The following is a 27,000-nucleotide window of genomic DNA, read 5'->3' as shown; positions in this document are numbered from 1 at the left end:
ATGTACCGGATCGAGGTCGGCCCCGGAGACATCGCCGCCAGCCGGTTCGGGATCGCGCCGCTGCTGGAGACGATGAACGCGCTCGGCCTGGCCGCGGGGCGGGTGCCGGCCGACCCGCTGCGCCCATGGGTGGAGCGAGCGCGCCCCCGGTACCTGACGATCGCCGCCGACCCGGCCGTGCGGACGCTCGTGTTCCTGCGCCGCCGCTTCGGGTACATGGCCGACTTCGTCAGCCCGCCGCCCGCGCGGCCGAACCTCACGGTCGCCGAGCAACTGGCCACGGTGCGGGCGACCCCCCTCGGCCAGGCGCGCGGAGAGATCGCCCGGAACCTGGTCGGCCTGCCGGAACCGGACGCCGCCGTCCGGGACGTGCTGGACGCCCCCGACATGGTCGCGCGCCTCGCCACGGGACTGGAGACCGCCTGGCGTGCCCTGCTGGAGCCGGACTGGCCGGTGGTCCGGTCCATCCTGGAACGCGACATCGTCCACCGCGCCGGGCGGCTCGCCGCCTACGGCTGGGCGGAGGCGCTGGACGGCCTGTCACGCCAGGTGCGCTGGCGCGACGGCGTGATCGAGGTGAACGTCGCCGGCGGCGGCGACGCCACCCGCCGGCTCGGCGGCGCGGGCCTGATGTTCGTGCCCGTCGTCTTCTCCGAACTGGGCCTCGCGGTCGAGCGGGACTGGCCGTACACGCTGATGTACCGGGCGAGGGGAGTGGCGGCCCTGTATGAGAGCCGGGAGCCGCGCGAGGAGGACGCGCTCGCCAGATTGATCGGACGCACCCGGGCCGACCTGCTGCGCCTGCTCGCCGAGCCCGCCACGACGACCTGGCTGAGCGCCCGGCTGCGGATGAGCCTCGGCGGGGTCGGCGACCATCTCGCGGTCCTGCGGGCGTCGGGGCTCGTTCTGAGGGAGCGCAGCGGCCGGTCCGTCCTCTACCGGCGCACGGCCGTCGGGGACGTCCTCGCCGATGCGTCCCGGGCGACGTAGTCGCCGGGGGTCGTGCCGTACTCCTTGGCGAAGGCCGTGATGAACGCGGACGCGCTCGCGTAGCCGACCCGGTGGGCGACCTTGGTCACCGGTGCGGAGTCCAGGAGGACCCTGGCGGCGCGCAGGCGCAGGAGCGTCCGCCACCTGGTGTAGGGCATGCCGTACTCGCGCTGGAAGTCGCGCTGCAGGGTCTTGGCGCTCACCCGGAGGCGCTCGGCCCACTCGTCGAGGCGGGTCGGGTCGGCGGGGTCGTGGGCGAGGGCGCGGGCTACGGTGAGCGCGAAGCCCACGCCCCGCACCTCCGCGGGCGCTGGTAGGGCCGGCGGGGCGCCGAGCCCGGCCAGGATGCGGCGGCGGGCGGCCAGTGCGGTCGCCTCGTCGCAGGTCCGGCGGGCGATCGCCGGGATCAGCCGGGCGGCCTCGGCGTCCAGGGTCACCGGGCCGGCGCGGAGACCGGCCAGGGCGGGCGGAACCTCGCGCACGCAGATCCGGTAGACGGTCTGCCGGTCGCCGGCGCGCACGTCGCAGCTCACAGCGCGCGCCACCCAGTACGCCTCGCCGGGCCCGGCGAACCGGACGGACGAGCCGTGCATCGTCGCGAGCGGCCCGTCGGGGGACCAGTAGAGCTGGTGCAGGAAGTCCTGCCGTCTCTCGCCGAACGCCAGCGCGTTCGCCGACCGGTACTTGAGCACGAGGATGCCGTCCGGCGCGCCGAGGCCGTAGCCGTACTCCTCGCATGACTCGGGATCGTTCCCAACGTGACCCGTGACCGGCACAGGGTGTCCTCTCAGCGATATGGACGTGGGTTAAGTAAGGCTAACCTAACTATGCATTCGACCATGTCAGCGGGTGCGGACTGCGCGCATCCCTGAAACCGACAAAGGAACGACCATGCATTCTCGTAAGCCTTGGAGACTCGCCGGAGCGGTGGCCGCCGCGCTCGTCCTCGCGACCGCCTGCGGTTCCGGGGACTCGGGCGGCAAGGACGCCGGGGCGGCCGGGACCCGGGTCTTCGAGGCGGACAACGGCAAGGTCACCATTCCGGCGGAGCCGCAGCGGGTCGTCGCGACCGGCTACGCCGTGCCCGCGCTCATCGAGGCCGACGCGAAGCTGGTCGGGATCTCGTCCTGGAAGCGCGGCCTGCCGCTCATGACCGACGAGGACCGCAAGACCTACGACGGCCTCTCCAAGGTCGCCGGCGAGACGGCCGCCGAGACCAACTACGAGGCCATCGCCACGGCCAAGCCCGACCTCATCGTCATCGGCGTCCCCAAGCCCGCGCTCGGCGACCTCGATATGAAGCGGCTCGAAACCATCGCCCCCGTCGCGGTCATCGGCCCCACCGTCCCGTCCGCCTGGCGCGAGCTGTCCCGCCGCCAGGCCGACGCCGCCGGGCAGAGCGGCAACCTGGAGAAGGCCAAGGCCGACTACGAGAAGAAGGCCGCCGAACTCAAGGCCAAGTACAAGGACGCCCTCGCCGGGCTGAAGTTCGGCCATGTCGGCGCCTACGGCGACGTCTCCGCCGGGACGTTCATGCGCGAGTTCGCCGGCTCGTGGGGCACCAACATCGCCGGGGACGTCGGCCTCGACTACCCGGGCACCGTCAAGAAGAAGGGCGGCGGCGCGGCCGACGTCAGCGAGTACCCCTCGATCGAGGAACTGCCGGACAGCCTCGGGGACGTCGACGCCGTCACCTACTCGGTGCAGCCGGACGGCACGCCCGCCGAGGCGGTGAAGTACGCCCTCGACTCCAAGCTGTGGAAGAACCTGCCGGCGGTCAAGTCGGGGAAGACGTTCGGGATCCGCTACACCGAGGCGGCGACCTACGCCTCCGCCATGCGGACGCTCGACGCGATCGACGAGGCGCTCGCGCCGCTCCTGAAGAAGTGAGCGGCGTGATCGAGCGGCACGACCCGCGCGGCCGGGTCCGCGAGCACCACCGGGCCGGCTCGGGCATCCGCCGCATCGGCTACCCGATCGGCGTGCGGACCGTCCGGCTGCTGCGCCGCGCGGAGATCACCCCGAACATCGTGCGGCTGACCCTCGGCGGCCCGGACCTGGCCGGCTTCCACACCTACCAGGCCGACGACCACGTCAAGATCGTGTTCCCGGACCCGGACGGGACGCGCCGCGTCCCCGTCGCCAACGCCGACCTCTCCCTCGACTGGCCGAAGCCGTCGCCGCGCAGCCGCAAGTACACGATCCGGCGCTACGACGCGGACGCCCTCGAACTCGACCTGGACTTCGTCCTGCATCCGGGCGGGCTCGCCTCCGCCTGGGCGGCGGACGCCCGGGTCGGCGAGGAGGTCACGATCGCGGGCCCGCCCGGCGCCAAGGCGTTCCCGCACACCTACGACCGCTACGTCCTCGCCGTCGACGCCACCGCGCTGCCCGCCACCGCGCGCTGGCTTGAGGAGTCCCCGCCGGACGTGTCGGCCCGGGTCGTCGTCGAGACCGGCGACGCCGCCGACCACGCCTACCCGCTCGCGGACCGCGACGGCGTCGAGGTCACCTGGCTCGCCTCCGGCGGCGACCCGTCCCCGCTCGCCGACGCCGTGAAGGCGCTCGGCGCCCCCGCCTCGCGGACGTTCCTGTTCGCCGCCGGGGAGGCCGGAGCCATCAAGCCGCTGCGGTCGTGGGCGCGCGAGCACGCGGACCGGATGGACGCGCTGTTCACCGGCTACTGGAAGCGCGGAGTGGCGGGGCTTGAAGACTGACCGGACCCGCCGGGCCGCCCTCCTGGCCGGGGGAGTCCTCCTGATGGCCGCGCTCGCGCTCGCGAGCGTGGCCGTCGGGGCGGGCTCGGTCCCGCCGGGCGCCATCTGGGCGGCCTTCACCGGCTACACCGGCGCCGACGAGCAGGTGATCGTCCGCGACATCCGGGTGCCCCGGACGATCATCGCCGTCGTCGTCGGCGCCGCGCTCGGCATGTCCGGCAGCCTCGTGCAGACCCTCACCCGCAACCCCCTCGCCGAGCCCGGCATCCTCGGGGTGACCGCGGGCGCCGGCTTCGCGATCTCGCTCGGCACGGTGTTCGGCGCGGCCGCGTCGCAACCGGCCCGGCTGGCGCTCGCGCTGGCCGGGGCGGTGCTCGCGGCGCTGCTGGTCTACGGGGTCGGCCGGACGGCCCCGCTGCGGCTCGTCCTCGCCGGCGTCGCCCTCACATTCGTGCTGTCGGGGCTCTCCCTCGGCCTGCGCATGGTGTACCCGGACGTCCTGGACCGGTACCGGTTCTGGTCGGTCGGGTCGCTCGCCGGACGCGAGCAGACACCGTACGCGCTGCCCCTCGCGGTGATCGTCGTCGCGCTGGCCGGGGCGCTGCTCGCCACCCGCCCGCTGGCCGGGCTGGCGCTCGGCGAGCACGTCGCGCACGCGCTCGGCGCCCGCGTCACCCGGATCCGGGTCGCGGTGCTCACCCTCGTCACCGTCCTCGCCGGGGCCGCCACCGCGCTGGCCGGGCCGATCGCCTTCGTCGGGCTGATCGTCCCGCATCTGGCGCGGCGCGCCGCCCGCGGCTCGATCCCGTGGCTGATGGCCTACACGATGGTGCTCGGCCCCGTCCTGCTCCTCGTGTCCGACATCGGATCGCGGGTGCTGCTGCCGACCGGAGAGGTCCCGGTCGCCATCGTCACCGCGTTCCTCGGCGGGCCCGCGCTGATCTGGGTCGTCCGCCGGTACGGGGCGGTGGCGCTGTGAGCACCGCACCGCTGGTGATCCGCGCGGGACGGCTGTCGGCGCTGGTCGAGCGGCGCACCCTCGTGTCGTCGTGCGCGCTCGCCGCCGCCGCGCTCGCCCTCGCCCTGGTCGCGCTCTGCCGCGGCGACGCCTGGGACCCGCCGGGCGAGGTCCTCGCCGGGCTCGCCGGGCACGGCGACGCGGTCCTGATCGTCCGGGAGTGGCGGCTGCCCCGGGTGCTCGCCGCGCTCGTCTTCGGCGCCGCCCTCGGCATCGCCGGATCGATCTTCCAGAACGTCACCCGCAACGCGCTCGGCAGCCCGGACGTGATCGGGCTCGACGCCGGCGCCTACACCGGCGTGCTGATCGCGATCACCGTGTTCGGCGGGACCGCCGGGGGCCTGGCGGCCGGGTCGCTGGCCGGCGGGATCGCCGCGGCCGCCGCCGTCTACGCGCTGTCGCTGCGCTCGGGCCTCAGCGGCCTGCGGCTCGTCGTGATCGGGATCGCGGTGAACGCCATGCTGACCGCCGCCAACTCCTGGATCGTGCTGCGCGCCGACCTGGACGTGGCGATCGCCGCGACCGGCTGGAGCGCCGGCTCGCTGAACGGCCTCGACTGGGCCGAGGTCCGCACGCCGTTCCTCATCCTCGGCGCGCTCGCGCTGCTGGTGGCGGTGCTCTCGCACACCACGGGCCAGGCCGCGCTCGGCGACGACGTCGCCGCGACGTCCGGGGTGGCGCTGAACCGGTACCGGCTGCTGATCGTCCTCGCGGGGGTCGGCTGCACCGCGGCCGTCACGTCCGCGACCGGGCCGATCGTGTTCGTCGCGCTCGCCGCCCCGCAGATCGGCCGCCGCCTCGCGGGCGCGGCCGGGACCCCGGCGCTGCCCGCCGCCCTCGCCGGGGCGCTGCTGCTCCTCGCCGCCGACCTCGCCGCCCAGACGGTGCTGGCCCCCGTGCAACTGCCGGTCGGGGTCGTCACCACGGCGCTCGGCGGCAGCTACCTCGTCTGGCTGCTGATCATGGAGGTGAGGCGGCCGTGACGGCACGCCTGTCCGCCGCCGGCATCACCCTCGCCTACGGCGAGCGGGTGGTGTCGGCGGACCTGACCGTCGACGTCCCCGACCGGGCGTTCACCGCCGTCGTCGGCGCCAACGCCTGCGGCAAGTCGACGCTGCTGCGCTCCTTCGCGCGGCTGCTGGCGCCCGCGTCCGGCCGGGTCACCTTCGACGGCCGCGACGTCCGGGCCTACCGGCCGAAGGCCATCGCCCGCGAGGTCGGGTTCCTGCCGCAGGGGCTCGTCGCGCCCGAGAACATCGCGGTGCGGCAGCTCGTCGCCCGCGGCCGCTACCCGCACCAGGCGCTGCTGTCCACCTGGTCGCGCGAGGACGAGCGGGCCGTCGCCGCGGCGATGGACGCGGCCGGCGTCACCGGCCTCGCCGACCGGCCGGTGGAGAGCCTGTCCGGCGGGCAGCGGCAGCGCGCGTGGATCGCGATGGTGCTCGCCCAGGAGACGTCCTACCTGCTCCTGGACGAGCCCACCACGTTCCTCGACATCACCCACCAGTACCAGCTGCTCACCCTGCTGGCCCGGCTCCGCGACGAGGGCCGCACGATCATCGCCGTGCTGCACGACATCAACCAGGCGTGCCGCTTCGCCGACCACCTCATCGCGATGCGCGACGGCCGCGTCGTCGCCGAGGGCGCGCCCGCCGACGTCGTCGACACGGCGCTGATCAAGGAGGTGTTCGACCTGCCCTGCGTCATCGTCCCCGACCCGGTCACCGGCACCCCGATGATCGTCCCGGACGCCGCCGTGGGCGAGCCCGGTCAGACCCCGTAGAGCGGGATGATCGTGGCGCGGGCCAGGGTGTGCGCCGTGATGTTGAAGCCGACGACGGCGGGCATCGCGTCGGAGTCGACGCCGAGCGACTCCACGTCCAGCGCGTGGACGGTGAAGACGTAGCGGTGCGGGTCACCGGGCGGCGGGGCGGCGCCGCCGAACTCCTTCTTGCCGAAGTCGTTGCGGGCGTGCACGCCGACCTTGGTGTCGGCGGCGCCCGCGCCGGTGGGCAGCTCGGTGACGTCCGCCGGGATGTCGAACAGCGTCCAGTGCCAGAAGCCGCTGCCGGTCGGGGCGTCCGGGTCGAAGCAGGTCACCGCGAAGCTCCTGGTCTCCGCCGGGAACCCCGACCAGCTCAGCTGCGGGGACAGGTTGGGGCCGTCGAAGCCCCAGTCGTCGTACACGTGCTTGTGGCCGAAGACCTCGCCCTCGGTGACGTCGTCGCTGGTGACGGTGAACGACGGGACCTCGGGCAGGAACTCGCTCGGGAGCGGCGGCTTGCCGGGCATGGCGGCCTCCTCATCAGGGATCGGAGCCAGATCGAACTGTCACTCCCATCTCTATCAGTGGAGGATCACGTCTTGACGCCGCCCATCATGAATCCCGTGACAAAACGGTCACAGGGCTCGCGTCACTTGCCGCTGGCCTCGACGTAGGCGGCGATGACCTCTTCGGGGTCGCCGTCCATGTGCATGCGGCCCTCGTCGATCCAGATGACGCGGTCGCACATCTCCTTGACCGTGTCGAGCTGGTGCGCGACGAGGAACACCGCGCCGGCCTCCTTGCGCAGCTCGTCGATCCGGGCCTTGCTCTTGCGCTTGAACTTGGCGTCGCCGGTGGCGAGGGCCTCGTCGATGAGCAGCACGTCGTGGGTCTTGGCCGCCGCGATGGCGAACCGGAGCCGGGCCCCCATGCCGGACGAGTACGTCCGCATCGGGTACTGGATGAACCCCTCCTTGAGCCCGGCGAAGCTCACGATCTCCTGGTACTTCTCCTTGGTCTCCGCCGGGGACATGCCCATGGCCAGGCAGCCGAGGACGATGTTGCGCTCGCCCGTGAGGTCCTTCATCAGGGCGGCGTTCACGCCCAGCAGGGACGGCTGCCCGTGGGTGTAGACGCCGCCGCTGTGCGGGGGCAGCAGCCCCGCGATGGCCTTCAGCAGCGTGGACTTGCCGGAGCCGTTGGTGCCGATGATCCCGACGGCCTCGCCCCGGTAGGCGACGAACGACAGGCCCTTGATCGCGTGGACCTCGGTCATCGTCGGACGGTGCCGGCGGCGCAGGACCCGGGAGAACGCGGAGGCGGCGTTGCCCTTCCCTCCGGCGCCGTACACGCGGTAGACGATGTGCAGATCGTCCACTACGACGATCGGCTCCCGGGTCGGGTCGACCTGGACCCTGTTCGTGGCGGGGTTCATGCGCACCTTCGTGTCAGCCACGGCCGTATCGCTCCTCGGCACGGTAGAAGAACGTGAATCCGCCGACCAGCATCACTGCCGCCCATATGACGGCGTACAGCCACATCTGGCCGGTCGAATATACACCGAGGCCCTCGACGTGCTCGCGGTACTTCCCGAGCAGGACCAGCCGGCTCAGCTCGACGTACACGTGTGCGGGGTTGGCCAACAGCAGTTCGCCGAGGACGGGGTATTCGGCGAGCTTGGAGCCCGGCTTCATCAGCGACGGCAGGCTGAAGATGACTCCGGACATGTACAGCCACGTCCGCATGACGAACGGCAGGAGCTGGGTGATGTCGCGGTTGAACGCGCCCAGCCGCGCCATCACCATGCTGATGCCGACGTTGAACATGAGCTGCAGCGCCACCACGGGGATGAACAGCACGATGTCGAAGGTCAGCGGCTCGCCCCAGGCGAAGATGATCACGAACAGCACGGTCAGGGAGAGCAGGAGCTGCTGGAACTCCACGACGGCGATCGCCAGCGGCAGCGTGGCCCGGGGGAAGTGCAGCGCCCGGATCAGCGACAGGTTGTCGCCGACGGACTTCGACCCGGAGGTGACGGACCGCTGCGTGAAGCCGAACAGGAAGACGCCGGTGACCAGGAAGGGGATGAAGTCCGTGAGGCCGCGGCTGGTGTCCAGCAGCACTCCGAAGATCAGGAAGTACACCGCCGCGTTCAGCAGCGGCGTCAGCAGCTGCCATACCTGGCCGAGCCGCGACTCGGTGTACATCGAGATGTTCTTCGCGGACGCGAACGCCCAGATGAAGTTCCGGCGAGCCCACACGTCCTGGATGTACTTGCGCAGCGGGGGGCGCGCAGCGCTCTGCCTCAGCCCGTGTCGTGCGGCGTAGTCGGCCAGGGTGTCGTTCACGTGGAGAGGCTCCGCGATCGTTCCGACCGACTCGCCACCCGGGGAACCGAGCCGTTCCGGGTGACTCATGTCGCGAAGCCTATTGCAGTCGATGAGGCGAGAGTGACGTTCGCCCGCATGTGACCCCCGATTTGAGATCATTACGGAATCATGTCGGCGTCCCTGGGGATACCCCGGACATGCGGGTCAACCATTCACGGAGCGGCAACGTCACGTCACGGGTCGTCATAGGGCGTCGTCGGGAGGCGGTCCCGGCCCCCAGGTCCCGCCTGCTGCGCAGGCTCGGCCGGGCCGACCGGTGGGCGTTCGACTGGGTGGCGGCGGCGCGGCTGCGCGGGCTGGAATATGTTCTGCCGAGATTGTCACGGTTCGCCGACCACGGGGTGCTCTGGTTCACCTCGGCCGGGGTGATGGGGCTGACCGGACGGCCCCGGCTGCGCCGCGCCGCGCTGCGCGGCTCGATCGCGATCGCGGTGGCGAGCCCGGCCGTGAACATCCTCGGCAAGCAGGCGTTCCGCCGCAAGCGCCCCGTCGTGGACCTGGTGCCGCCGATCCGGATCCGCTGGAAGCTGCCGACCTCGCACGCGTTCCCGTCCGGGCATTCGGCGTCCGCCGGCGCGTTCGCGACCGGCGTCGCGCTGGAGGCGCCGCGCCCGGTGGCGGTCCCGGTCGCGGCGGCGGCCGTCGCGGTGGCCTTCTCCCGCGTCTACACCGGCGCCCACTATCCGGGTGACGTCCTCGCCGGGTTCGGCATCGGCGCGCTCGCGGGGCTCGGGACGCGGCTGGTGTGGTCGGCGCGCACCCCGGTGGCCGCGGTCGGGCGGTCCGAGGAGCGGGCCAAGGTCGCCGACGACGGGCGCGGGCTCGTCGTGGTCGTCAACGACGGCTCGGGCACCGGCGGCGAAGCGGCCGGGATCTCCCTTCCCGGACGCCCCGAGGTCGCGCTGGGCCAGCTCCGCCGGGAGTTGCCGGCGGCGGAGATCGTCCGGCTCGGGCCGGACGCGGACTTCGACAAGGCGTTCGGCGAGGCGGCCGAGCGCGCCGACGTGCTCGCCGTCGTCGGCGGGGACGGCACCGTGAACGCGGCGGCGGGGGCCGCGCTGGCGCACGACGTCCCGCTGCTGGTCGTCCCCGGCGGCACGTTCGACCACTTCGCCCGCGCGCTCGGCGTGGAGTCGGCGGCGCAGGCGATCGCCGCGTACCGCAGCGGCCGGCTCGGCCGGGTGGACGTCGCCTACGTCGCGCCGGTGAGCGGCGCCGCGGGCCGGGACGAGCAGCGGCCGTTCCTCAACACCGCGAGCTTCGGCGCCTACACCGAACTGGTCGACCGGCGCGAGCGGCTGGAGAAGCGGATCGGGAAGTGGCCGGCGCTCGCGGTCGCCGCCGTCCGCACGCTGCGCCACTCCGAGCCGGTCGAGCTGCAGGTCGACGGCCGCCGGCGGCGTGTCTGGCTGGCGTTCGTCGGCAACGGCGTGTTCGCCTCGCGGGGCGCCGTCCCGACGTGGCGCGCCCGCCTCGACGACGGGCGGCTCGACGTCCGCATGATCGTCACCGGGCGGCGCGTCCCCCGGGTCCGCGCGGTCGCCGCGATCCTCGCGGGGCACCTGCACGTCACCCCCGGCTACCGCGCATGGCGGACGGGCGGCCTGGAGATCGTCTCCCCGGACGGCGAGCTGCGGCTGGCGCGCGACGGCGAGGTCTCGTCGATGCCGCCGGCGATCCGGTTCGGCAAGCACGCCCAGGCGCTCGCGGTGTTCCACCCCGCCGCGGGATAGCGACTCCGGGGACGGTCCGGTCGTCGAGACCGGCCCTGTCGCCCGCCCTGTCACCGGCCCGGTGGGCGCGCGTGGCAGGGTGGACAGGCATGGAGGGAACTTTTCAGCTGGGACCGGACGACGGGCGGCTGCTGCTGAGGACGGGCCGCAGCGGGCTCGGCCGCCGGGCGGGGCACGACCTGACCATCGAGGCCACCCGCTGGTCGGCGGCGGTCGAGGCCCGCGAGCCGCTGAGCGGGTCGTCGGCCGAGGTGACCGTCGAGGTGGACGCGCTCGAAGTCCGGGAGGGGACGGGCGGCGCGCTGCCGCTGACCGGCCAGGACCGCGCGGAGATCCGGAAGAACCTGCGCAAGACGCTGGACGCGGGCCGGTATCCGCGGATCACGTTCGTCTCGACGGGGGTCGGCGACGACTTCGTGGAGGGCGACCTGACGATCATGGGCCGGACGAAGCCGGTGCGGATCGGCGCCGTCCTGGACGGCGACCGCGTGCGGGGTTCGGTGACGGTGACGCAGTCCCGCTGGGGCATCAAGCCGTACTCGGCGTTCTTCGGCGCGCTGCGGCTGGCCGACGACGTCGAGATCGAGTTCGACCTCAGGCTTCCCGCTTAGCGCGGGCGGCTCGCGTGCTCGGGCAGGCGTTCTAGGGCATGCGTGCTCGGGCGGCGCGCGTGAACTGGTCGTCGAGGCTGCGCGGGAACGGCAGCATCCGGTGCCGCTCGCGCCAGGGCGCGTACTGGCGGACGGCGTTGAATCCGGCAGCCGTGATGATGCGTTCGACGTTCGGACCTGGCGTGTAGGCGGGGTAGAGGTCCAGGTGGGCGATGTCTTGGGGGAGGCCGTCCGGCCTGTGGGGCGACACCAGTGTCATGGGCGGGCTGATCCGTTCGGCGGACGCCATGTCCTGCGCGTAGGCGACGAGTTCGAGTGTCTCCAGGTCGGGTCCGCTGTGGACGATGAGCCAGCCGTCCACGTCGACCGGTTCCGAAGGGGGATCGGTCAAGGCCAGAGGTGAGACCTCGTCCGACACCTCGCGCAGGTACGCCTCATGGGCGGGCTCCAGCGGTTCCAGGACGAACGTGCGGTCGAAGACGGGTGGATCGCCGGGGAGCAGAGGTTCGTACGCCTCCCAGCGCAGCAGCCGCGCCAGATGCGTGACTCTCGTCCCGGACGGGAAGCGGGTGAGTTCGCCCTTGAGCCCGGCCGGGAACGCGTCCACGATCACCTCGTCCGGTGCCAGGCCCGCCGCGCTCCGCACGACGTGCCAGCCGCCCGTGACGCGCGGATCGTCCGCGAACGGCGAGCCGGTGACCACGGTCACGGGGCCGTCCAGGTGGAGGGTGTGCAGGACGGACCGGAGCCGCGTCAGATGCCCCAGCCCATCACCGGCCGCATAGCAGACGATCACGAGGCCGCGGCGTTCAGCGGACAGCGTCGAGGACGGCCAGGTACCCGGCGGTCTCGGCGGCCGGGGTGAAGTCGCGGCGGATCCGCTCCGCGCCCGCCGCGCCGAGCTTCGCCAGCTCCTCGGCGCCCGCCCGCGCGGCCCGGTCGATCGCCGCGCGGCAGGCGTGCGCGTCGCCGGCCGGGAACGTGAACCCGATCTCCTCGTCCGCGACGTCCGCGAGCCCGCCGCCGTCCGACGCGAGCAGCGGCACGCCGAGCGCCGCCGCCTCCAGCGCCACGTTCGGCATCCCGTCGTAGAAGGACGGGAGGGCGACGAGGTCGCAGCTCGCGTACACGGCCGGCAGGTCGTAGCGCTCCAGGAACGGCAGGGACGAGTGCGGGATCCCGCACTCGGCCAGCCGCTCCCGCACGGCGTCCTCGACCTCGCCGACCAGCAGCAGATGGAAGGCGCCGGAGTGCCCGGACGCGGCGAGCGCGTCGAGGAGGAAACCGACGCCCTTCTTGGCCTTGAGCTGCCCGACGAGGCCGATCGTGCGGCGTCCCGGCTCGACGTTCTCCGCCCGCCACGCCCGGCCCCGTTCCCGCTCCGACGGCAGGATCCGCCACTGCGCGGTGTCGACGCTGTTCGCGACGAACGTGACGGCGGCGTCCGGGGCCAGCGCCGACACCAGCGGCGCGTGCGACCGGGCGACGACGCAGACGCGGGACGAGGCGCGCAGCGCGTCCGCCAGCACCCCGCGCCGCCGCATCGAGAACGCGCCGACGTCGATGTCGTTGCCGCGCAGCAGCGTGACCAGCGGAGCGTCCAGCAGCGCGGAAAGGACGGGCGCGGCGAGCATCGCGTACACGCCGCCGAACGCGACCACGTGGCTGTGGCCGGTGAGGTCCTCGGCGGTGATCGTCGTCCACAGCCGGCGCAGCGCGTGCTCGGGGTCGTCGCCGAGCGGGGCGGTCAGCAGCCGCCCGCCGTGTTCCCGTCTCACCTCCCACGGTGCGGCGCGGCGCGTCAGATGCGCGACGTCGACCTCGACCCCGGCGCCGCGCAGGCCCCGCACGATCCGGTCGCACGACTGCGCCATGCCGCCCCGGCTCGGCGGGTAGTGCTCGGTGAGCCACAGGACGCGGGACATCAGCTGTCCACGAAGCCGGTGTCGTCGTCCGGCCCCCAGTCGCCCCCGGAGGAGTAGTCGTCACCGGGGTTGAACGCCCCGCGGTCGTACTCGTCGAACGCCGAATACCAGTACGTGTCCTGGTAGGTCTGCGAGCTCCGCTGGTAGTACTCGCGCCGCCGGCCGCCCACCCACGACGGGTCGTGCGGATCCTGCGTCCGGTACCCGCGCGCCGCCGCGCACTCGGGGCACGTCCCGCCCTCCGCCGCGTGCGCCGCGCAGACGGGATGCCCGCAGTGCGGGCAGGTCGCCACCGCCGCCTGCCCGCAGCGTCCGAGGACGAAGAATCCGGTGGTCACGCTGCAGCGGGTCACTTCGCCCTCCTCGCGGCCGTGCCCGGCGGCGTCCACCGGAACGGCTCCGTCGACACGTCCAGGATCCGGTCGAGCATGGCCTTGCCCTCCTGCACGCCGCGGAGCTTCCCGTCCACCCGGATCACCGTGCGCTTCCCCTGCTTGACCTGGACCCTGAGCCAGCGCGGCGGCGGCGACGCGGGCCGCTGGACGACCGCGTCCACGCCCAGCCGCCGCGTGACCCGCACCAGCTGCGTGGTCTTCGTCTTGGTCTTCACCTTGATCTTGCCGCGCGGGTTGCGCTTCTTGCGCCTGCGGTAGCGGACCCGGTCGGTGACGAGGAGTTCCAGCGTGCTGCCGTCCCGCAGTTCCGCCCGCATCCGCAGCCACGGGTCCACCGCGTACCACTGCGTCATCGAGATGACCGGCCGCTGGACGGGGATGTCGCGCTGCGGCCCGTACTTCCCGCCGAGCTCGGAGCCACGCAGGTCCGCCGCGACGGACAGCACCCCGTCCGGCGGCATGTCGGCGGCCAGCACCCGCAGCAGCGGCACGAGGACGGCCGGGACCCGCCCGGACAGCTGCCATTTGCGCCGCTTCACGACGTCGCGGTGCCCCGCGAGGCTCTGGATCACCGGCTCCCAGTCGTCGCGCCGCAGCGAGACGGAGAAGCCCTTGTCCAGGGTGAGCGCCTTGTGCAGCGGATGGAACCGCTCGATGGCGGCCTTCTGCTTACGCCAGAACATGACGAACCACCTATCGAACCTGGGTGAGGGTGCGGTAGACGTCGGCCAGCCGGGCGCGCGACCGCGCCCAGGTCAGGCTCTTCTCGATGTGCTCGCGGCCCTTGCGCCCCATCTCGGCGGCCTCCCGCGGGTACTCCAGCATGATCCGGACGGCCCTGGCCAGCTCGGCGGGACGGTCGGCCGGGACGAGCCGCCCGTGCTCCCCGTCCGCCATCAGCTCGCGGACGGCCGGCAGGTCCGAGGCGGCGACCGGCACGCCCGCCGCCATCGACTCGATCACCTTCAGCGGCGCGCAGCCCTGGTCGAGGTTGCGGGCGCAGCCGGTCAGCGGCGCGAGCGACACCTCGGCGTGCGCCAGCCACGCGGCGACGTCGCGGTGCGGCAGCTCGAACCGCCAGTCGATCCTCCCGGCGACGCCGAGCCGCTCGGCCAGCCGGCGCACCGGTTTCGCCCGCCGCTCCGGGACGGACGCGCAGATCACGAGCCGCAGCTCGGGCAGGTCGGCGAGCCGGGCGAACGCCCGCATCAGCACGTCCAGGCCCTGCCACGGCTGCATCGCGCCGACATAGATGACATAACGCTTAGGTGCATCGGCCGGCCGTTCGGTTTCGCCGGGAATGTCCGCCCCGTTGGGCACCAGGTGGATCCTGCCCTCCGGCACGCCCCGCTCGCGGACGGCGTCGCCGATCACCCGTGACGGGACCACGACCGCGTCGCTGCGCTCCAGGCAGAACCGCTCCAGCTCGCGGATCTTCCCGAGCGTGCTCGGCGCCGCCCACGGCCATGTGTGGCCCATCTCGATTGAAGGCAGGCCGTTGACCTCGTACACGACCTTGTGGCGCCGTCCGTCCGCGACCGCCGGAAGCGCGCTCCACGGGTCCCGGACGTGGCAGATCTCGAGCGTGTCCCAGTGCGGCGCCAGATGGTCGGCCACCCACTCGGAGAACGCCTCGGCCCGGTCGATCAGGTTGGGGATCGACGCGCCGAACCGCGCGATCTCCCGCGTCCCCTCGCGCTGGTAGCGGGGCAGGTCGCCGCCGCCGAGCACGCCGAGGAGCCCGCCGCCGTGCCGCGCGAAGAGCTCGTCGGCCATCTGCGCGATGTGCACCGCCGACCCCTTGCTGGACGGGAACCGATCGAACGCGACATAGGCCGCCCTATGCCTCAACCGGCACCCCCTCCAGCAGTGCCCGGTGCCAGCGGACCTGGTCGTCGAGCCCGTCCCGGAGGCCGATCGCGGGCGTCCAGCCGAGCAGTGTCCGGGCGCGCCTCGTGTCGGCCCACGTCCGGGCGGCGTCACCGGCGACGGGCGTCTCCCGCTGGATCTCCGCCCGGACGCCCAGGGCGTCCGTCAGCATCGCGATCGCGTCCCGTACGGCCACGTGCTCGGGATGGCCGACGTTGACGGCGATGCCGGGCGGCAGATCCTCGGCCGCCGCCGCGAGCGTCGCCGTCACCACGTCACGGACGTGCGTGAAACTCCTGGACCTGCGACCGTCTCCGAACACCGGCAGCGGACGTCCGTCCAGCGCCGCCTCCACGAACCGGTGGAACGCCATGTCGGGCCGCTGCCGGGGCCCGTACACGGAGAAGTATCTGAGCAGCACCGTCCGCAGCCCGGCCTCGGCCGCGAGTCCCGCGAGCCGCTCCACCTCGACCTTGCTGACCGCGTACGGGCTCTCCGGCTTCAGCGGATCGTCCTCCCGGTTCGGCCGCCCCTTCGCCGACCCGTACACCGACGAACTGGACGCGATCACGACCTTCGGCCTGCGTCCCGCCGGGCGGTCCGCGCACGCCGCGAGCAGCCGCCGCGTCGCCGTCACGTTGTCCCGCTGGGCGATGTCGCGCCCCGGCCCCCACGAGTCGCGCACGCCGGGACGTCCCGCCAGGTGGAGGACGACGTCCGCGGCGGCGACGGCATCGAGCCCGTCCACCGCGAGATCGACCTCGGCCGCCACGACCCCGGGCCGCGCCGCGACCTCCGCCCACGTCCGCCGCGCCACCTCGGGCGCCGGCGACCGCGCGGGCGCGTCGACGGCGAGCACCTCGTGGCCCGCGCCCGACAGCGCGTCGACCACATGGCTCCCGATGAACCCCGCCGCCCCAGTGACAACCACCCGCACGCGGGCACTTTATCCGCCGAAATCGCGAACAGGGAGAGGATCCCCGTCCCCCCTCATCCGGGACTTTCCCCGGGACATCCCCATAGCTCCCTCGTCGACTTGCGGCGAGTCGTTGCTTCCGACGCGCTCATAACAACAACATGCCGCAAGTGAACGCACCGTCCGTTGCTCACCCGCCGGCCATGGCGCCTACGACCATGAAGGGCTCGGCGCCCGTGGCGACCGGCTCGGGGAGCACGGTGCCCGGCGGGTCGTGCGAGAGGTCCTCCTCACAGGCGTAGAAGCGGACGAACGCGCGGCGGCGTCCGGTGCCGTGGTCGCGGATCGTCCCGCGCAGCACCGGAAACCGAGCCTCCAGCGCGTCCAGCACCGAGCACAGCGTGACCGGCTCTGGGACGTCCAGTTCCACCTCGCCCCGCGCACCGGCGAGGACCCGCAGGTGCGCGGGGAGCACGACGCGGATCACGGGAGCGTCTGGACTTCCACCGACAGCACCGCCGGCAGGTCGCGGACGATGGGAGCCCAGGTGTCCCCGGCGTCGGCCGACGCGTACACCTGCCCACCGGTCGTGCCGAAGTAGACGCCGCACGAGTCGAGCGAGTCGACGGCCATCGCGTCCCGCAGGACGTTGACGTAGCAGTGGTTCTGCGGCAGGCCCGCGGTCAGCGGCTCCCACTCGTTCCCGCCGGTACGGCTGCGGTAGACGCGCAGCCGCCCCTCCGGCGGGTAGTGCTCCGAGTCGCTCTTGATCGGGACGACGTACACGGTGTCCGGCTCGTGTGCGTGCACGGCGATCGGGAACCCGAAGTCGCTCGGCAGGTCGCCGCTGATCTCATGCCAGGTCTCTCCCGCGTCGTCGCTGCGCATGACGTCCCAGTGCTTCTGCATGAACAGCACCTCGGGACGCGACGGATGCATCGCGATGCGGTGCACGCAGTGGCCGACCTCGGCGTCCGGGTCGGGGATGCCCTCGGACCGCAAGCCCCGGTTGATCGGCTTCCACGTCTTACCGGCGTCGTCCGTCCGGAACACGCCGGCCGCCGAGATGGCCACGTACATGCGCGCCGGGTCCACGGGATCCCGCACGATGGTGTGCAGGCACATCCCGCCCGCACCCGGCTGCCAGGACGGCCCGGACCCGTGCTCGCGCAGCCCCGGCAGCTCCTGCCAGGACGCCCCGCCGTCGTCCGTCCGGAACAGGGCGGCGTCCTCCACCCCGGCGTGCACGGTGTCGGGATCGTCGGGCGACGCCTCCAGATGCCAGACCCGCTTGAACTCCCACGGCTTCGGCGTCCCGTCGTACCACTGGTGCGTCCCGGGGACGCCCTCGTAGGCGAAGTCGTTCCCCACAGGCCGCCACGTCGCGCCCCCGTCGTCCGACCGCTGGATCAGCTGCCCGAACCACCCGGTGGACTGCGACGCGTACAACCGCGCCGGATCGGCGGGCGACCCGGCGAGATGGTAGATCTCCCACCCGCCGAAGTGCGGCCCGCTGACCGTCCACTCCTTGCGCGCGCCGTCCGCCGTGAGAACGAACGCACCCTTCCGCGTACCCACGAGAACCCGAACCCCGGTCATGCTGCCCTCCAAGAGCCGTCCGGCATGGCTTCACCGGGGATGCTGACTCCCGCCACCACCAGAACTCATCGCGCCACCGCCGCGGCGATCCTCAGCCCAGGTTAAGGACGGCGCTGGTCCAGCCGAAGACGCCGCTCACCGCACTAGCTCACCGCACTAGCTCACCGCACTAGCTCACCGCACTAGCTCACCGCACTAGCTCACCGCACTAGCTCACCGCACTAGGGCAGACGGGCACCGCTCATGCGCGGCTCATGGCACGGGAATGGCGGAGTGACCCTGACCGCGACGCTGAGGGCCCCGAACCTCAAAGTCTGTCGGCGGACGTGGTCCAGAGGTGCTGGGTGGCATAGGAGCGCCACGGACGCCACGGTCCAGGTTCGGCCCGCAGGCGATACAGGACGCGGCGTACACGGATGTCCGGGATGAAGACGTCCGGGTCGCCGAGCGCTCTCATCCTGATGTGCGCCACGTCGAGCCGTCCCATTCCCGGCAGGTCGAGCAGCTGCTTGCGGACGTGCTCGGGGTCGGCTCCGGCGTCGAGCACGATCTCTTCCCGGGCGAGTGCTTCCGCGAGGGCCAGCATGGTGGGGCGCCGGTGCGCGGGGAGGGCGGATCCGGCGCAGGCCAGCGACGCCATGTCGGGGAAGGTGTGCGTGACCCGCCCGACCGGCGCGGGCAGGCGGCGGCCGTGCGCGGCGACCAGCCTGGTGAGGTGGCCACGGGCCCGGTCGGCGGTGGAGCGGCGCGACAGGACGGTCCGGACGGCCGCCTCGCCCGGATCGGGGTGACCGGGGACGCGCAGTCCGGGACGGGCGGCGACCAGCGTCCCCAGCACCGGGTCCGCGCCGAGGAAGGCGTCTATGGCCCGCTGGTCGGCGTCCAGGTCGAGCATCCTGCGGCAGCGCCGCACGGCGGCGGTCAGGTCGCGCGGATCGTCCAGGTGCAGCTCGCAGGCCACGTGGTCGGCGCCCGGGACGTGGCGGAACGAGACGACGCCCGTGCCGTGCGGCAGGCGCAACGACCTTCGGTAGACGCCATCGGTGTACTCCTCGACACCTGGGACGGCGCGGGTGCCGAGGTAACGCAGGAGGGCCGCCACGTCCAGCGGCGGCCGGTAGGACAGCCGCAACGCGACGGCGCCCAGGGCGCCGCGCGGGGCGCCCGGCCGCCGCAGCCGGGTGGGCGTGGTGGCGTAGAGCTGCCGGATGGTCTCGTTGAACTGGCGGATGCTGGTGAATCCCGCGGCGAAGGCGATGTCGCTGACCGGCAGGCCGGTCGACTCCAGCAGCGTCCGCGCGGTGTGCGCCCGCTGCGCCCTGGCGATCGCCTGCGGCCCGGCGCCGACCTCGGCGACGAGCAGGCGGTACAGCTGCCGCTCGCTGTACCCGAGCCGGGCGGCCAGGCCCGCCACGCCCACCCGGTCGACCAGCCCGTCGGCGATCAGCCGCATCGCGCGCGCCGCGAGGTCGCCGCGCACGTTCCACTCGGGCGACCCGGGAGCGGCGTCCGGACGGCACCTCTTGCACGCCCGGAAGCCGTTGACCTGCGCCGCCGCCGCGCTGCGGAACAGCCGCACGTTGCGCCTGGCCGGCATGACGGCAGGGCAGCTGGGACGGCAGTAGACACCGGTCGTGGTCACGGCGACGTAGACCCACCCGTCGAAACGCGGGTCCCGGCTTCGCATCGCCTCGCGGACGGCTTCCACATCGATCATCTTCACCAGTCTGCCCGCCGCCGACCCTCACGGGACCGGTCGCCGGAGGCGGCGGGCGTTGACGTCCGATCCCCGCCAGCGTCGCGGTGCGGCCGCGGTCAGGCTGGCCCGCATGCCTGCTCTTGCCCTTCGTGGCGGTCGGCTGCGCAGCTACCGGCGCACGCTGGCCGCCCGCGACTTCCGCCTGCTCTGGCTCGGCTCGTCCCTGTCGCTGACCGGGGACGGGATGACTTTCGTCGCGCTCAGCTGGCTCGTGCTGTCCCAGCCGGACGGGACGCGGCGCCTCGGCCTGCTGGCCGTCTGCTACACCTTGCCGGTCTTCGCGGGCGGGTTGCTGGCGGGCCCGGTCCTCGACCGGTTCGACAAGCGCCATGTCCTGGCGGCCGACAGCGTGGTGCGCGGCATCGCCGTGGCGTCCATTCCGGTCGCCGCGTCCATGGGCGAGATGCCCATGGTATTGCCGTTCACCGTCGCCGCCGTGTACGGCCTGTTCAAGATGGTGCCGCTCGCCGGCTTCCCGGCGGTGATCCCGGATCTGGTGCCCGCCGGGCAGCGGGAAGCGGCCAACGCGCTCGAATCGGCGAGCTTCAGCGTGGCCGGAATGATCGGCCCCGCCCTGGGCGGCGCACTGATCGGTGTGATCGGAGCCGAAGGCGTCCTCGCCCTGGACGCCGCGTCCTACGTGGTCTTCGCCGCCATGGCGGTGGCCGTCCGCCGTCCGTTGCGGGTGCGGCCGTCGGCCCCGTCCCCGGTGCCCCGAGCCGGGGCCTCCGTGCTCTCGCTGTTCCGGGACAGGGTCCTGGTGGTCACCACGCTGGCGTTCATGGCGTTCAACGTGGCCGAGGGCATGCTGCTGGTCGTGGGGCCCTGGTTGGCCAAGCACCAGCTTCCCGGCGGTGCGCAGGCATTGGGCCTCCTGCTAACGGCCCTGGCGGCGGGCGAGCTGCTCGGCGCGGCCGCGGCGGGAGCCAGGCGGCCGCGGACGCGGCCGATCGTCGCCATCGCCCTGGTGCAGCTGGTGGCCGCCACGGGCTTCCTGGCGGTGGCGCTCGCGCCGCACACCCTTCCTGTCGCCGCCGGTTTCCTGATGATCGGCCTGTTCAGCGCTCCGATGACGGTCTGGGCCCAGTCGCTGCGCATGGACCGGATCCCCGCCCCGCTGCGCGGCCGGGGCTTCGCCGTCCTCCGGACGCTCATGCAGGCGACACCGCCCCTGGGCGCCGTCTGCGCGACGCCGCTGCTCGACGGCGGGCTGCTCGTCCCGGCCGCCGTGGCCATGACCCTGATCGCGGCCGTTCCCGGTCTCGTCCTGCTCGCGGCCGGGCGGCATCTGAAGTGAACCCTCCGGCCCGTGCCGCCCGAGCCGCCACTCGTGACGAGCCGGACCTCTGATCCGCGTCATGCGACCCGGCTGACGAGATCGGGGCCGCCCAGGGCTCAGCGGGGGCGGGCCACGCGGGTCTCGTCCCAGACGGGTTCCGCCGACTCGTAGACCGAGCCGTCGGCGCCGAAGATCAGGTGGCGGTCGAAGGCGCGGGCGAACCAGCGGTCGTGGGTGACGGCCACGACGGTTCCCTCGTAGGATTCCAGGCCCTCCTGGAGGGCTTCGGCGCTGGCCAGGTCCAGGTTGTCGGTCGGCTCGTCCAGGAGGAGGAGCGTGGCGCCGCCCAGTTCCAGGAGAAGGATCTGCAGGCGGGCCTGCTGGCCGCCCGAGAGGGTCTCGAAGGGCTGCTCGGCGCAGACGTTCAGCTCGTAGCGGGTCAGGGCGCTCATGGCGTCGTTGCGCAGGCGGGCGTGCTCGGTCATGACGATCTCGCACGGGGTGCGTCCGGCCAGGTCCGGGCGGGCGTGGGTCTGTGCGAAAAGGCCGGGGACGACGCGGGCGCCCAGGCGGGCGACGCCGGTGTGGGCGACCGGGGAGGCGGCGGTCGCGCCGCGGGGGAGCGTCTCGGCGATGGCCGTGAGCAGGCGCAGGAAGTGGGACTTGCCGGAGCCGTTGGAGCCGAGGACCGCGACCCGTTCGCCGTACCAGATCTCGGTGCCGAAGGGCTTCATGAGGCCCGTCAGTTCGAGGTCCTCGCAGACCACCGCGCGCTTGCCGGTCCGGCCGCCGCGCAGGCGCATCCTGAGGTTCTGGTCGCGGGGCGGGATCTCGGGCGGGCCCGCCTCCTCGAACTTGCGCAGGCGGGTCTGGGCGGCGCGGTAGCGGGACGCGAAACCGTCGTTGACCGTGGCCTTGGTCCGGAGGGTGTTGACGAGCTCCTTGAGTTTCGCGTGCTCCTCGTCCCAGCGGCGGCGCAGTTCCTCAAGGCGTTCGTTGCGGTCGCGGCGGGCGGCGGCGTAGGTGGAGAAGCGGCCGCCGTGGATCCAGACGCGGGCCGCCTCGACGGTGACGATCCGGTCGGCGGAGCGGTCGAGGAGTTCGCGGTCGTGGGAGACCAGGAGGACGGTCTTGGGCGTTTCGCGAAGTCTTTCTTCCAGCCATCGCTTTCCCGGGACGTCGAGGTAGTTGTCGGGCTCGTCCAGGAGGAGGACCTCGTCGGGGCCGCGCAGCAGGGCTTCGAGCGCGAGGCGTTTCTGCTCGCCGCCCGAGAGGGTGCGGACCTCGCGCCAGCGGCACGAGTCGTAGGGGACGCCCAGGGCCGCGACGCAGCAGGCGTCCCAGAGCACCTCGATCTCGTAGCCGCCCGCGTCACCCCAGCCCGCGAGGGCCGTGGCGTAGCGGAGCTGCGCGGGTTCGTCGTCGCGTTCCATCATCGCCAGTTCGGCCGCCTCCACGGCCTCGGCGGCCGACCGGACGCGGGGCGGCGCCAGCGACAGCAGGAGGTCGTGCACGGACGAGCCGTCCCGCATGCTGCCGATGAACTGGCGCATCACGCCTATGCCGCCGCTGTGCCCGACGGTGCCGGACTGGGGCGTCAGGTCCCCGGCGACCAGGCGCAGGAGGGTCGTCTTGCCGGCGCCGTTCGGCCCGACGAGGGCGGCCGTGACGCCCTCGCCGACGCGGAAGGAGACGTCGTCCAGCAGCGTCCTGCCGTCCGGCAGTACATGGCTGATGTGCCCGACCTCGACGTGTCCCACGGCTCCCCCTCGATGACCTCCCGAGTCTCCGGACGGGCGCCGGGAGCGTCAAACGGTTTTCGCGACGACCGCGGTGGCACGGATCCGAAAGGCCCGGAATGTAGTAGTCGGTATGATCCCTCGGCCATGACGGCGACTGAGGAAGAACGGGAAGAGATTTCCGCGTGTTACCGGCATCCCAAGCGGGAGACCTACGTCCGCTGCACGCGGTGCGACCGCTACATCTGCCCGGACTGCATGCGCGCGGCGGCCGTGGGGCAGCAGTGCGTCGAATGCGTACGCGAAGGCAACAGGAGTGTCCGGCAGGGGCGCACGGTCTTCGGAGGCAAGGTCTCGGTCACGCCCTGGGTGACCTACGTCCTGATCGCCGTGAACGTGCTCGTGTACCTGGGTGAGCTGGCCAAGCCCGACCTGGTCGACAGGCTCGGATCGCTGGGCGTCGGGCTCATCGGCCCGGACGGCGACGTCTTCGTGGCCGACGGCGGAACCTACGCCGGGTTCGAGCCCGCGGGGATCGCGCACGGCGAGTGGTACCGGCTGATCACCTCCGCGTTCGTGCACCTGCCGCCGACCGAGGGCGGGTTCGGGATCCTCCACATCGTCTTCAACATGTGGTGGCTGTGGCGGCTCGGCCGGCCGACCGAGGAGATGCTGGGCCGGTGGCGCTTCCTCGCCCTCTACCTGCTGGCCGCGCTGGGCGGCTCGGTGCTCGGCTACCTGATCGACCCGGGCATGAACGCGGTCGGCGCCTCGGGCGCGGTCTTCGGGCTCACCGCGGCCTACTGGGTCTTCATGCGCAGGCTGGGCCATCCCATGGACGAGGCGAACCGGCTCGTCGTGTACTCGCTGATCTGGCTGGTCGTCTCGGCCGGCGTCACCTCGTGGCAGGGCCATCTCGGCGGCCTCCTCGCGGGCGGCGCCGTCGCGTTGGCCTTCGCCTACGCCCCGAGAAAGCGGCGCCTCGCCGTCCAGGCGGGTGCCGCGGCGGCCATGCTCGTCCTGCTGGCCGCCCTGGTGATGATCAAAACGTCGGAACTCGGCGGCACCCTCCTGTGACGCGTCACGCCGCCTCGGCGAGCAGCGACTCGACGTGCGCCGCGACCGCGGCCAAGGCGATCTTGGACGTCTCGCCGGTGGCGCGGACGGTGACCTCCGCGGTGCCCTCGGCCAGCCCGCGGCGGCCTATCGTCACGCGGTACGGGATGCCGGTCAGCTCGACGTCCCGGAACTTCACGCCCGCCCGTTCGGGACGGTCGTCGATCACGACCTCGACGCCGGCGGCGCGCAGCGCCCCGTAGACGTCCTCGGCGGCCTCGGCCACGCCGGCGTCGTCGGACTGCGCCGGCACCACCGCGACCTGGAACGGGGCCACGGACACCGGCCAGACGATGCCGCGGTCGTCGTGGTGCGTCTCGACGATCGCGGCCATCGCCCGCTCGACGCCGATGCCGTAGCTGCCCATGATCACCGGGACGAGCCTGCCGTCCGGGTCGAGGACCTCGACGCCGAGGGCCCGCGAGTAGCGGTCGCCGAGCTTGAAGATGTGCCCCACCTCGATGGCCCGGACGATCTCCAGGGGTTCGCCGCAGCGGACGCAGGGCTCCCCGGCGGCGACCTCGCGCAGGTCGGCCCACGCGCCCACGTCGATGTCGCGGTCGACGTCGACGCCGCGCAGGTGGACGTCGTCGGTGTTCGCGCCCGTGAACATGTCGCGGCGGCCCCGCAGCGCCTCGTCCGCGATCACCGGGAGCGCCGCGCCGACGGCGCCGAGGCTGCCCGGGAGCGCGCCCAGCGCGTCCTGGATCTCCGGCGGTTCGGCGGCGCGGATCTCCGTCGCGCCCGTCGCGTCCACGAGCTTCTGCTCGTTGAGCGGGTGGTCGCCGCGCAGCAGGACGAGCGTGAGCGTCCCGTCCAGGATGTAGACGAGCGTCTTGATCTGCCGGTCGCCCGGCGCGGAATAGGTCAGAAGATCTTCGATGGTGCGGACGCCGGGCGTGTCGAAACGCTCGGGCGCGGCCGGCCCCGGCCCGTCGGACGCGGGAGGCAGCGCCGACGTCGCCCGCTCGATGTTCGCCGCGTACCCGCAGGCCGGGCTGCGGACGACGAGGTCCTCGCCGGCGTCGGAGGGGCACATGAACTCCGTCGAGCCGGAGCCGCCCATCGTCCCGCTGGACGCCTCGCACGGCAGCGCCGGAATGCCCAGCCGCAAGAAGATCCGCGTGTAGGCGCCGTGGTAGGCGGCGAACGACGCGTCCAGCCCGGCACGGTCGACGTCGAAGCTGTAGGCGTCCTTCATGGTGAACTCGCGGGTCCGCATGAGGCCGCCCTTGGGGCGCGGCTCGTCCCGGAACTTCGTCTGGAACTGGTACCACTGCTGCGGGAGCCGCCGGTAGGAGCCGAGCTCCCGGGCGACCGTCGCGAAGATCTCCTCGTGCGTCACGCCGAGGGCGAAGTCGGCGCCGCGCCGGTCGCGGAGCCGGAACATCTCCTGGCCGATCAGCTCCCAGCGGCCCGAGCGGCGCCACGGCTCCGCCGGATGCAGTGCCGGCAGCAGCATCTCCTGCGCGCCGATCGCGTCCATCTCCGCCCGGACGATCCCGATGATCTTCGAGCGGACGCGGACCGCCAGCGGCAGCAGCGAGTAGTGCCCGGCGGTGAGCTGCCGGATGAAGCCCGCGCGGAGCAGCAGCCGGTGGCTCGGCGCGTCCGCCTCGGCCGGGTCCTCACGCAGCGTGGGCGCGAACATCTGGGACCAGCGCATCCCGCGAGGGTAACGAAACGTCCGCCCGGGCGCGGTCAGTCAGTACCCTTGTTGCCGTGAGTCGAGAAGGTGTGACACCGCAGAGCGAGGATTTCTCCGCCTGGTACAACGAACTGGTCGTGCAGGCCCAGCTCGTCGACCGTGGCCCGGTTCGCGGCACGATGGTCATCCGGCCGTACGGGTACCGGTTGTGGGAGCTGCTCCAGGCCGACCTGGACCGGCGCATCAAGGAGGCGGGGCACGACAACGCCTGCTTCCCGATGTTCATCCCGGAGTCCTACCTGAAGCGCGAGGCCGAGCACGTCGAGGGCTTCTCGCCGGAGCTGGCGGTCGTCACCCACGCGGGCGGCAAGGACCTGGAGGAGCCGCTGATCGTGCGGCCCACGTCCGAGACCGTCATCGGCGAGTACATGGCCAAGTGGATCGACTCCCACCGTGACCTGCCGCTGCTGCTGAACCAGTGGGCGAACGTCGTCCGCTGGGAGATGCGGCCCCGGCTGTTCCTGCGCACGACCGAGTTCCTCTGGCAGGAGGGCCACACCGCGCACATCGACGAGGACGACGCGATGCGCGAGACGATGTGGGCGCTGGACGCCTACACCGCCGTCGCCCGCGACCTCGCCGCGATGCCGGTCGTGGCGGGGGAGAAGACGCCGGGCGAGCGGTTCGCCGGCGCCGTCCGCACCTACACGATCGAGTGCATGATGCGGGACGGCCGGGCGCTGCAGGCCGGGACGTCGCACTACCTCGGCACCAACTTCGCCAAGGCGTTCGAGATCCAGTACCAGGACGAGGCGGGCAAGCTCACCCACGCCCACACCACGTCCTGGGGGATGAGCAGCCGCATGATCGGCGGCGTGGTCATGACGCACGGGGACGACAAGGGCCTCGTCCTGCCGCCGAGCCTCGCCCCCTACCAGGTCGTGATCGTCCCGATCGGGCGCAAGGAGCAGGGAGAGCAGGCCGCGGCCGAGGCGCGCAGGCTCGCCGCGGCGATCAAGGCGGCGGGCGTCCGCGTGCACGTGGACGACAACCGCCCGCAGCTTTCGCCCGGGTTCAAGTTCAACGAGTGGGAGATGCGCGGCGTCCCGGTCCGGATCGAGCTCGGCAAGCGCGACATCGAGGGCGGCGTCGCGACCGTCGTGCGGCGGCTCCCGACCGTCGAGGGGCAGGGCAAGGAGCAGATCCCGCTGGAGAAGGTGCCCGAGCTGCTGCCCGGGCTGCTCGCCGACTTCCAGGCGTTCCTGCTGGCCAGGGCCGAGAAGTTCCGTGACGACCACACCGCCGTCGTGGACGGCTGGGACGCGTTCGCCGCGCAGGTCGCCTCCGGGTGGGCCCGCGCGTTCCACTGCGGCGAGACCGAGTGCGAGGACGCGATCAAGGCCGACACCGCCGCGACGCCGCGCGTGATCCCGGCCGACGCGCCGCCGGAGACCGGCGACTGCGTGAAGTGCGGCCGGCCGTCCGCCTACGGCAAGCGCGTCATCTTCGGCAAGGCGTACTGAGCCCCGGG

The 27,000-nt window shown here is 72.8% G+C and carries 26 protein-coding genes; 11 read left to right on the top strand and 15 right to left on the bottom strand.

Annotated elements, in window-relative coordinates; all coding sequences use genetic code 11:
- Positions 1 to 990 carry an ArsR/SmtB family transcription factor gene (locus SM418_RS20870; RefSeq protein WP_371942756.1) on the top strand — a complete coding sequence of 330 codons (990 nt, stop codon included), beginning with the start codon at positions 1 to 3 and terminating at the stop codon, positions 988 to 990.
- On the opposite strand, the gene SM418_RS20865 is transcribed toward SM418_RS20870, so the two are convergent.
- Positions 936 to 1,766 (bottom strand): helix-turn-helix transcriptional regulator, encoded by an 831-nt coding sequence (locus SM418_RS20865; protein WP_371942755.1) that lies wholly within the window; start codon positions 1,764 to 1,766, stop codon positions 936 to 938. The genes SM418_RS20870 and SM418_RS20865 overlap by 55 nt on opposite strands.
- A gap of 115 nt (positions 1,767 to 1,881) precedes the next feature.
- Here SM418_RS20865 and SM418_RS20860 point away from each other — a divergent pair, with 115 nt between their 5' ends.
- From SM418_RS20860 to SM418_RS20840, 5 genes are read left to right on the top strand one after another with little or no spacing between them, the layout of a single operon-like run.
- Positions 1,882 to 2,880 carry an ABC transporter substrate-binding protein gene (locus SM418_RS20860; protein WP_371942754.1) on the top strand — a complete coding sequence of 333 codons (999 nt, stop codon included), beginning with the start codon at positions 1,882 to 1,884 and terminating at the stop codon, positions 2,878 to 2,880.
- Positions 2,877 to 3,707: a siderophore-interacting protein gene (locus SM418_RS20855; protein ID WP_371966088.1), complete on the top strand. Its 831-nt coding sequence runs from the start codon at positions 2,877 to 2,879 to the stop codon at positions 3,705 to 3,707. Before SM418_RS20860 ends, SM418_RS20855 begins: the two co-directional genes overlap by 4 nt.
- The gene (locus SM418_RS20850) at positions 3,697 to 4,686 is read left to right on the top strand and encodes a FecCD family ABC transporter permease (protein WP_371942752.1); all 990 of its coding nucleotides are present in this window, start codon (positions 3,697 to 3,699) and stop codon (positions 4,684 to 4,686) included. The genes SM418_RS20855 and SM418_RS20850 overlap by 11 nt, the downstream gene beginning before the upstream one ends.
- Positions 4,683 to 5,708 (top strand): FecCD family ABC transporter permease, encoded by a 1,026-nt coding sequence (locus tag SM418_RS20845; RefSeq protein WP_371942751.1) that lies wholly within the window; start codon positions 4,683 to 4,685, stop codon positions 5,706 to 5,708. Before SM418_RS20850 ends, SM418_RS20845 begins: the two co-directional genes overlap by 4 nt.
- Positions 5,705 to 6,508, top strand: a complete 804-nt coding sequence (locus SM418_RS20840; RefSeq protein WP_371942750.1) for an ABC transporter ATP-binding protein — start codon at positions 5,705 to 5,707, stop codon at positions 6,506 to 6,508. Before SM418_RS20845 ends, SM418_RS20840 begins: the two co-directional genes overlap by 4 nt.
- On the opposite strand, the gene SM418_RS20835 is transcribed toward SM418_RS20840, so the two are convergent.
- The 3 genes from SM418_RS20835 to SM418_RS20825 all read right to left on the bottom strand — a co-directional run bounded on the left by SM418_RS20835 (position 6,496) and on the right by SM418_RS20825 (position 8,838).
- Positions 6,496 to 7,017 (bottom strand): YbhB/YbcL family Raf kinase inhibitor-like protein, encoded by a 522-nt coding sequence (locus SM418_RS20835; protein WP_371942749.1) that lies wholly within the window; start codon positions 7,015 to 7,017, stop codon positions 6,496 to 6,498. The two genes, SM418_RS20840 and SM418_RS20835, sit on opposite strands and share 13 nt — an antisense overlap.
- Positions 7,018 to 7,139: 122 nt before the next feature.
- The gene (locus SM418_RS20830) at positions 7,140 to 7,925 is read right to left on the bottom strand and encodes an ABC transporter ATP-binding protein (RefSeq protein WP_371942834.1); all 786 of its coding nucleotides are present in this window, start codon (positions 7,923 to 7,925) and stop codon (positions 7,140 to 7,142) included.
- 13 nt (positions 7,926 to 7,938) lie between these two features.
- Positions 7,939 to 8,838 carry an ABC transporter permease gene (locus SM418_RS20825; protein WP_371942748.1) on the bottom strand — a complete coding sequence of 300 codons (900 nt, stop codon included), beginning with the start codon at positions 8,836 to 8,838 and terminating at the stop codon, positions 7,939 to 7,941.
- A gap of 179 nt (positions 8,839 to 9,017) precedes the next feature.
- Here SM418_RS20825 and SM418_RS20820 point away from each other — a divergent pair, with 179 nt between their 5' ends.
- Entirely contained in the window at positions 9,018 to 10,613 is a 1,596-nt protein-coding gene (locus tag SM418_RS20820; RefSeq protein WP_371942747.1) for a bifunctional phosphatase PAP2/diacylglycerol kinase family protein, read from the top strand.
- Positions 10,614 to 10,702: 89 nt separating this feature from the next.
- Positions 10,703 to 11,224, top strand: a complete 522-nt coding sequence (locus tag SM418_RS20815) for a YceI family protein (RefSeq protein ID WP_371942746.1) — start codon at positions 10,703 to 10,705, stop codon at positions 11,222 to 11,224.
- A gap of 31 nt (positions 11,225 to 11,255) precedes the next feature.
- On the opposite strand, the gene SM418_RS20810 is transcribed toward SM418_RS20815, so the two are convergent.
- From SM418_RS20810 to SM418_RS20770, 9 genes are all read right to left on the bottom strand, one after another.
- On the bottom strand, positions 11,256 to 12,020 hold the full coding sequence (locus SM418_RS20810) for a hypothetical protein (RefSeq protein WP_371942745.1): 765 nt from the start codon (positions 12,018 to 12,020) through the stop codon (positions 11,256 to 11,258).
- 13 nt (positions 12,021 to 12,033) lie between these two features.
- Positions 12,034 to 13,149 (bottom strand): glycosyltransferase family 4 protein, encoded by a 1,116-nt coding sequence (locus tag SM418_RS20805; protein ID WP_371942744.1) that lies wholly within the window; start codon positions 13,147 to 13,149, stop codon positions 12,034 to 12,036.
- Entirely contained in the window at positions 13,149 to 13,502 is a 354-nt protein-coding gene (locus SM418_RS20800; RefSeq protein ID WP_371942743.1) for a hypothetical protein, read from the bottom strand. Before SM418_RS20800 ends, SM418_RS20805 begins: the two co-directional genes overlap by 1 nt.
- Positions 13,499 to 14,227, bottom strand: a complete 729-nt coding sequence (locus tag SM418_RS20795) for a hypothetical protein (RefSeq protein WP_371942742.1) — start codon at positions 14,225 to 14,227, stop codon at positions 13,499 to 13,501. The genes SM418_RS20800 and SM418_RS20795 overlap by 4 nt, the downstream gene beginning before the upstream one ends.
- Before the next feature lie 10 nt (positions 14,228 to 14,237).
- Positions 14,238 to 15,395 (bottom strand): glycosyltransferase family 4 protein, encoded by a 1,158-nt coding sequence (locus tag SM418_RS20790; RefSeq protein WP_371942741.1) that lies wholly within the window; start codon positions 15,393 to 15,395, stop codon positions 14,238 to 14,240.
- Positions 15,385 to 16,350, bottom strand: coding sequence for an NAD-dependent epimerase/dehydratase family protein (locus tag SM418_RS20785; RefSeq protein ID WP_371942740.1), 966 nt, complete (start codon positions 16,348 to 16,350; stop codon positions 15,385 to 15,387). Before SM418_RS20785 ends, SM418_RS20790 begins: the two co-directional genes overlap by 11 nt.
- Before the next feature lie 169 nt (positions 16,351 to 16,519).
- A complete protein-coding gene (locus tag SM418_RS20780) occupies positions 16,520 to 16,816 on the bottom strand; it encodes a MoaD/ThiS family protein (RefSeq protein WP_371942739.1) in 297 nt (98 codons plus the stop codon).
- A complete protein-coding gene (locus SM418_RS20775) occupies positions 16,813 to 17,907 on the bottom strand; it encodes a WD40/YVTN/BNR-like repeat-containing protein (RefSeq protein WP_371966087.1) in 1,095 nt (364 codons plus the stop codon). Before SM418_RS20775 ends, SM418_RS20780 begins: the two co-directional genes overlap by 4 nt.
- A 328-nt stretch (positions 17,908 to 18,235) precedes the next feature.
- Positions 18,236 to 19,645: an AlkA N-terminal domain-containing protein gene (locus tag SM418_RS20770; protein WP_371942737.1), complete on the bottom strand. Its 1,410-nt coding sequence runs from the start codon at positions 19,643 to 19,645 to the stop codon at positions 18,236 to 18,238.
- Between the two features lie 112 nt (positions 19,646 to 19,757).
- Between SM418_RS20770 and SM418_RS20765 the strand changes: the two genes are divergently transcribed.
- Complete coding sequence (locus SM418_RS20765; protein ID WP_371942736.1) at positions 19,758 to 20,984, top strand: MFS transporter; 1,227 nt, start codon at positions 19,758 to 19,760, stop codon at positions 20,982 to 20,984.
- A 98-nt stretch (positions 20,985 to 21,082) separates the two neighbouring features.
- Here the strand turns inward: SM418_RS20765 and SM418_RS20760 are convergent, their stop codons facing one another.
- Positions 21,083 to 22,726, bottom strand: a complete 1,644-nt coding sequence (locus SM418_RS20760) for an ABC-F family ATP-binding cassette domain-containing protein (protein WP_371942735.1) — start codon at positions 22,724 to 22,726, stop codon at positions 21,083 to 21,085.
- 126 nt (positions 22,727 to 22,852) lie between these two features.
- On the opposite strand from SM418_RS20760, the gene SM418_RS20755 reads away from it, so the two are divergent.
- The gene (locus SM418_RS20755; protein ID WP_371942734.1) at positions 22,853 to 23,782 is read left to right on the top strand and encodes a rhomboid family intramembrane serine protease; all 930 of its coding nucleotides are present in this window, start codon (positions 22,853 to 22,855) and stop codon (positions 23,780 to 23,782) included.
- Between the two features lie 4 nt (positions 23,783 to 23,786).
- On the opposite strand, the gene SM418_RS20750 is transcribed toward SM418_RS20755, so the two are convergent.
- A complete protein-coding gene (locus SM418_RS20750) occupies positions 23,787 to 25,487 on the bottom strand; it encodes a proline--tRNA ligase (protein WP_371942733.1) in 1,701 nt (566 codons plus the stop codon).
- A 56-nt stretch (positions 25,488 to 25,543) separates the two neighbouring features.
- Between SM418_RS20750 and proS the strand changes: the two genes are divergently transcribed.
- Entirely contained in the window at positions 25,544 to 26,992 is a 1,449-nt protein-coding gene (gene proS, locus SM418_RS20745) for a proline--tRNA ligase (RefSeq protein ID WP_371942732.1), read from the top strand.
- Positions 26,993 to 27,000: the final 8 nt, after the last annotated feature.

The organism is Actinomadura chokoriensis, from assembly GCF_041463665.1.
GTDB classification, from domain to species: domain Bacteria; phylum Actinomycetota; class Actinomycetes; order Streptosporangiales; family Streptosporangiaceae; genus Spirillospora; species Spirillospora chokoriensis_A.
This window is presented reverse-complemented; position numbering and strand designations above follow the sequence as displayed.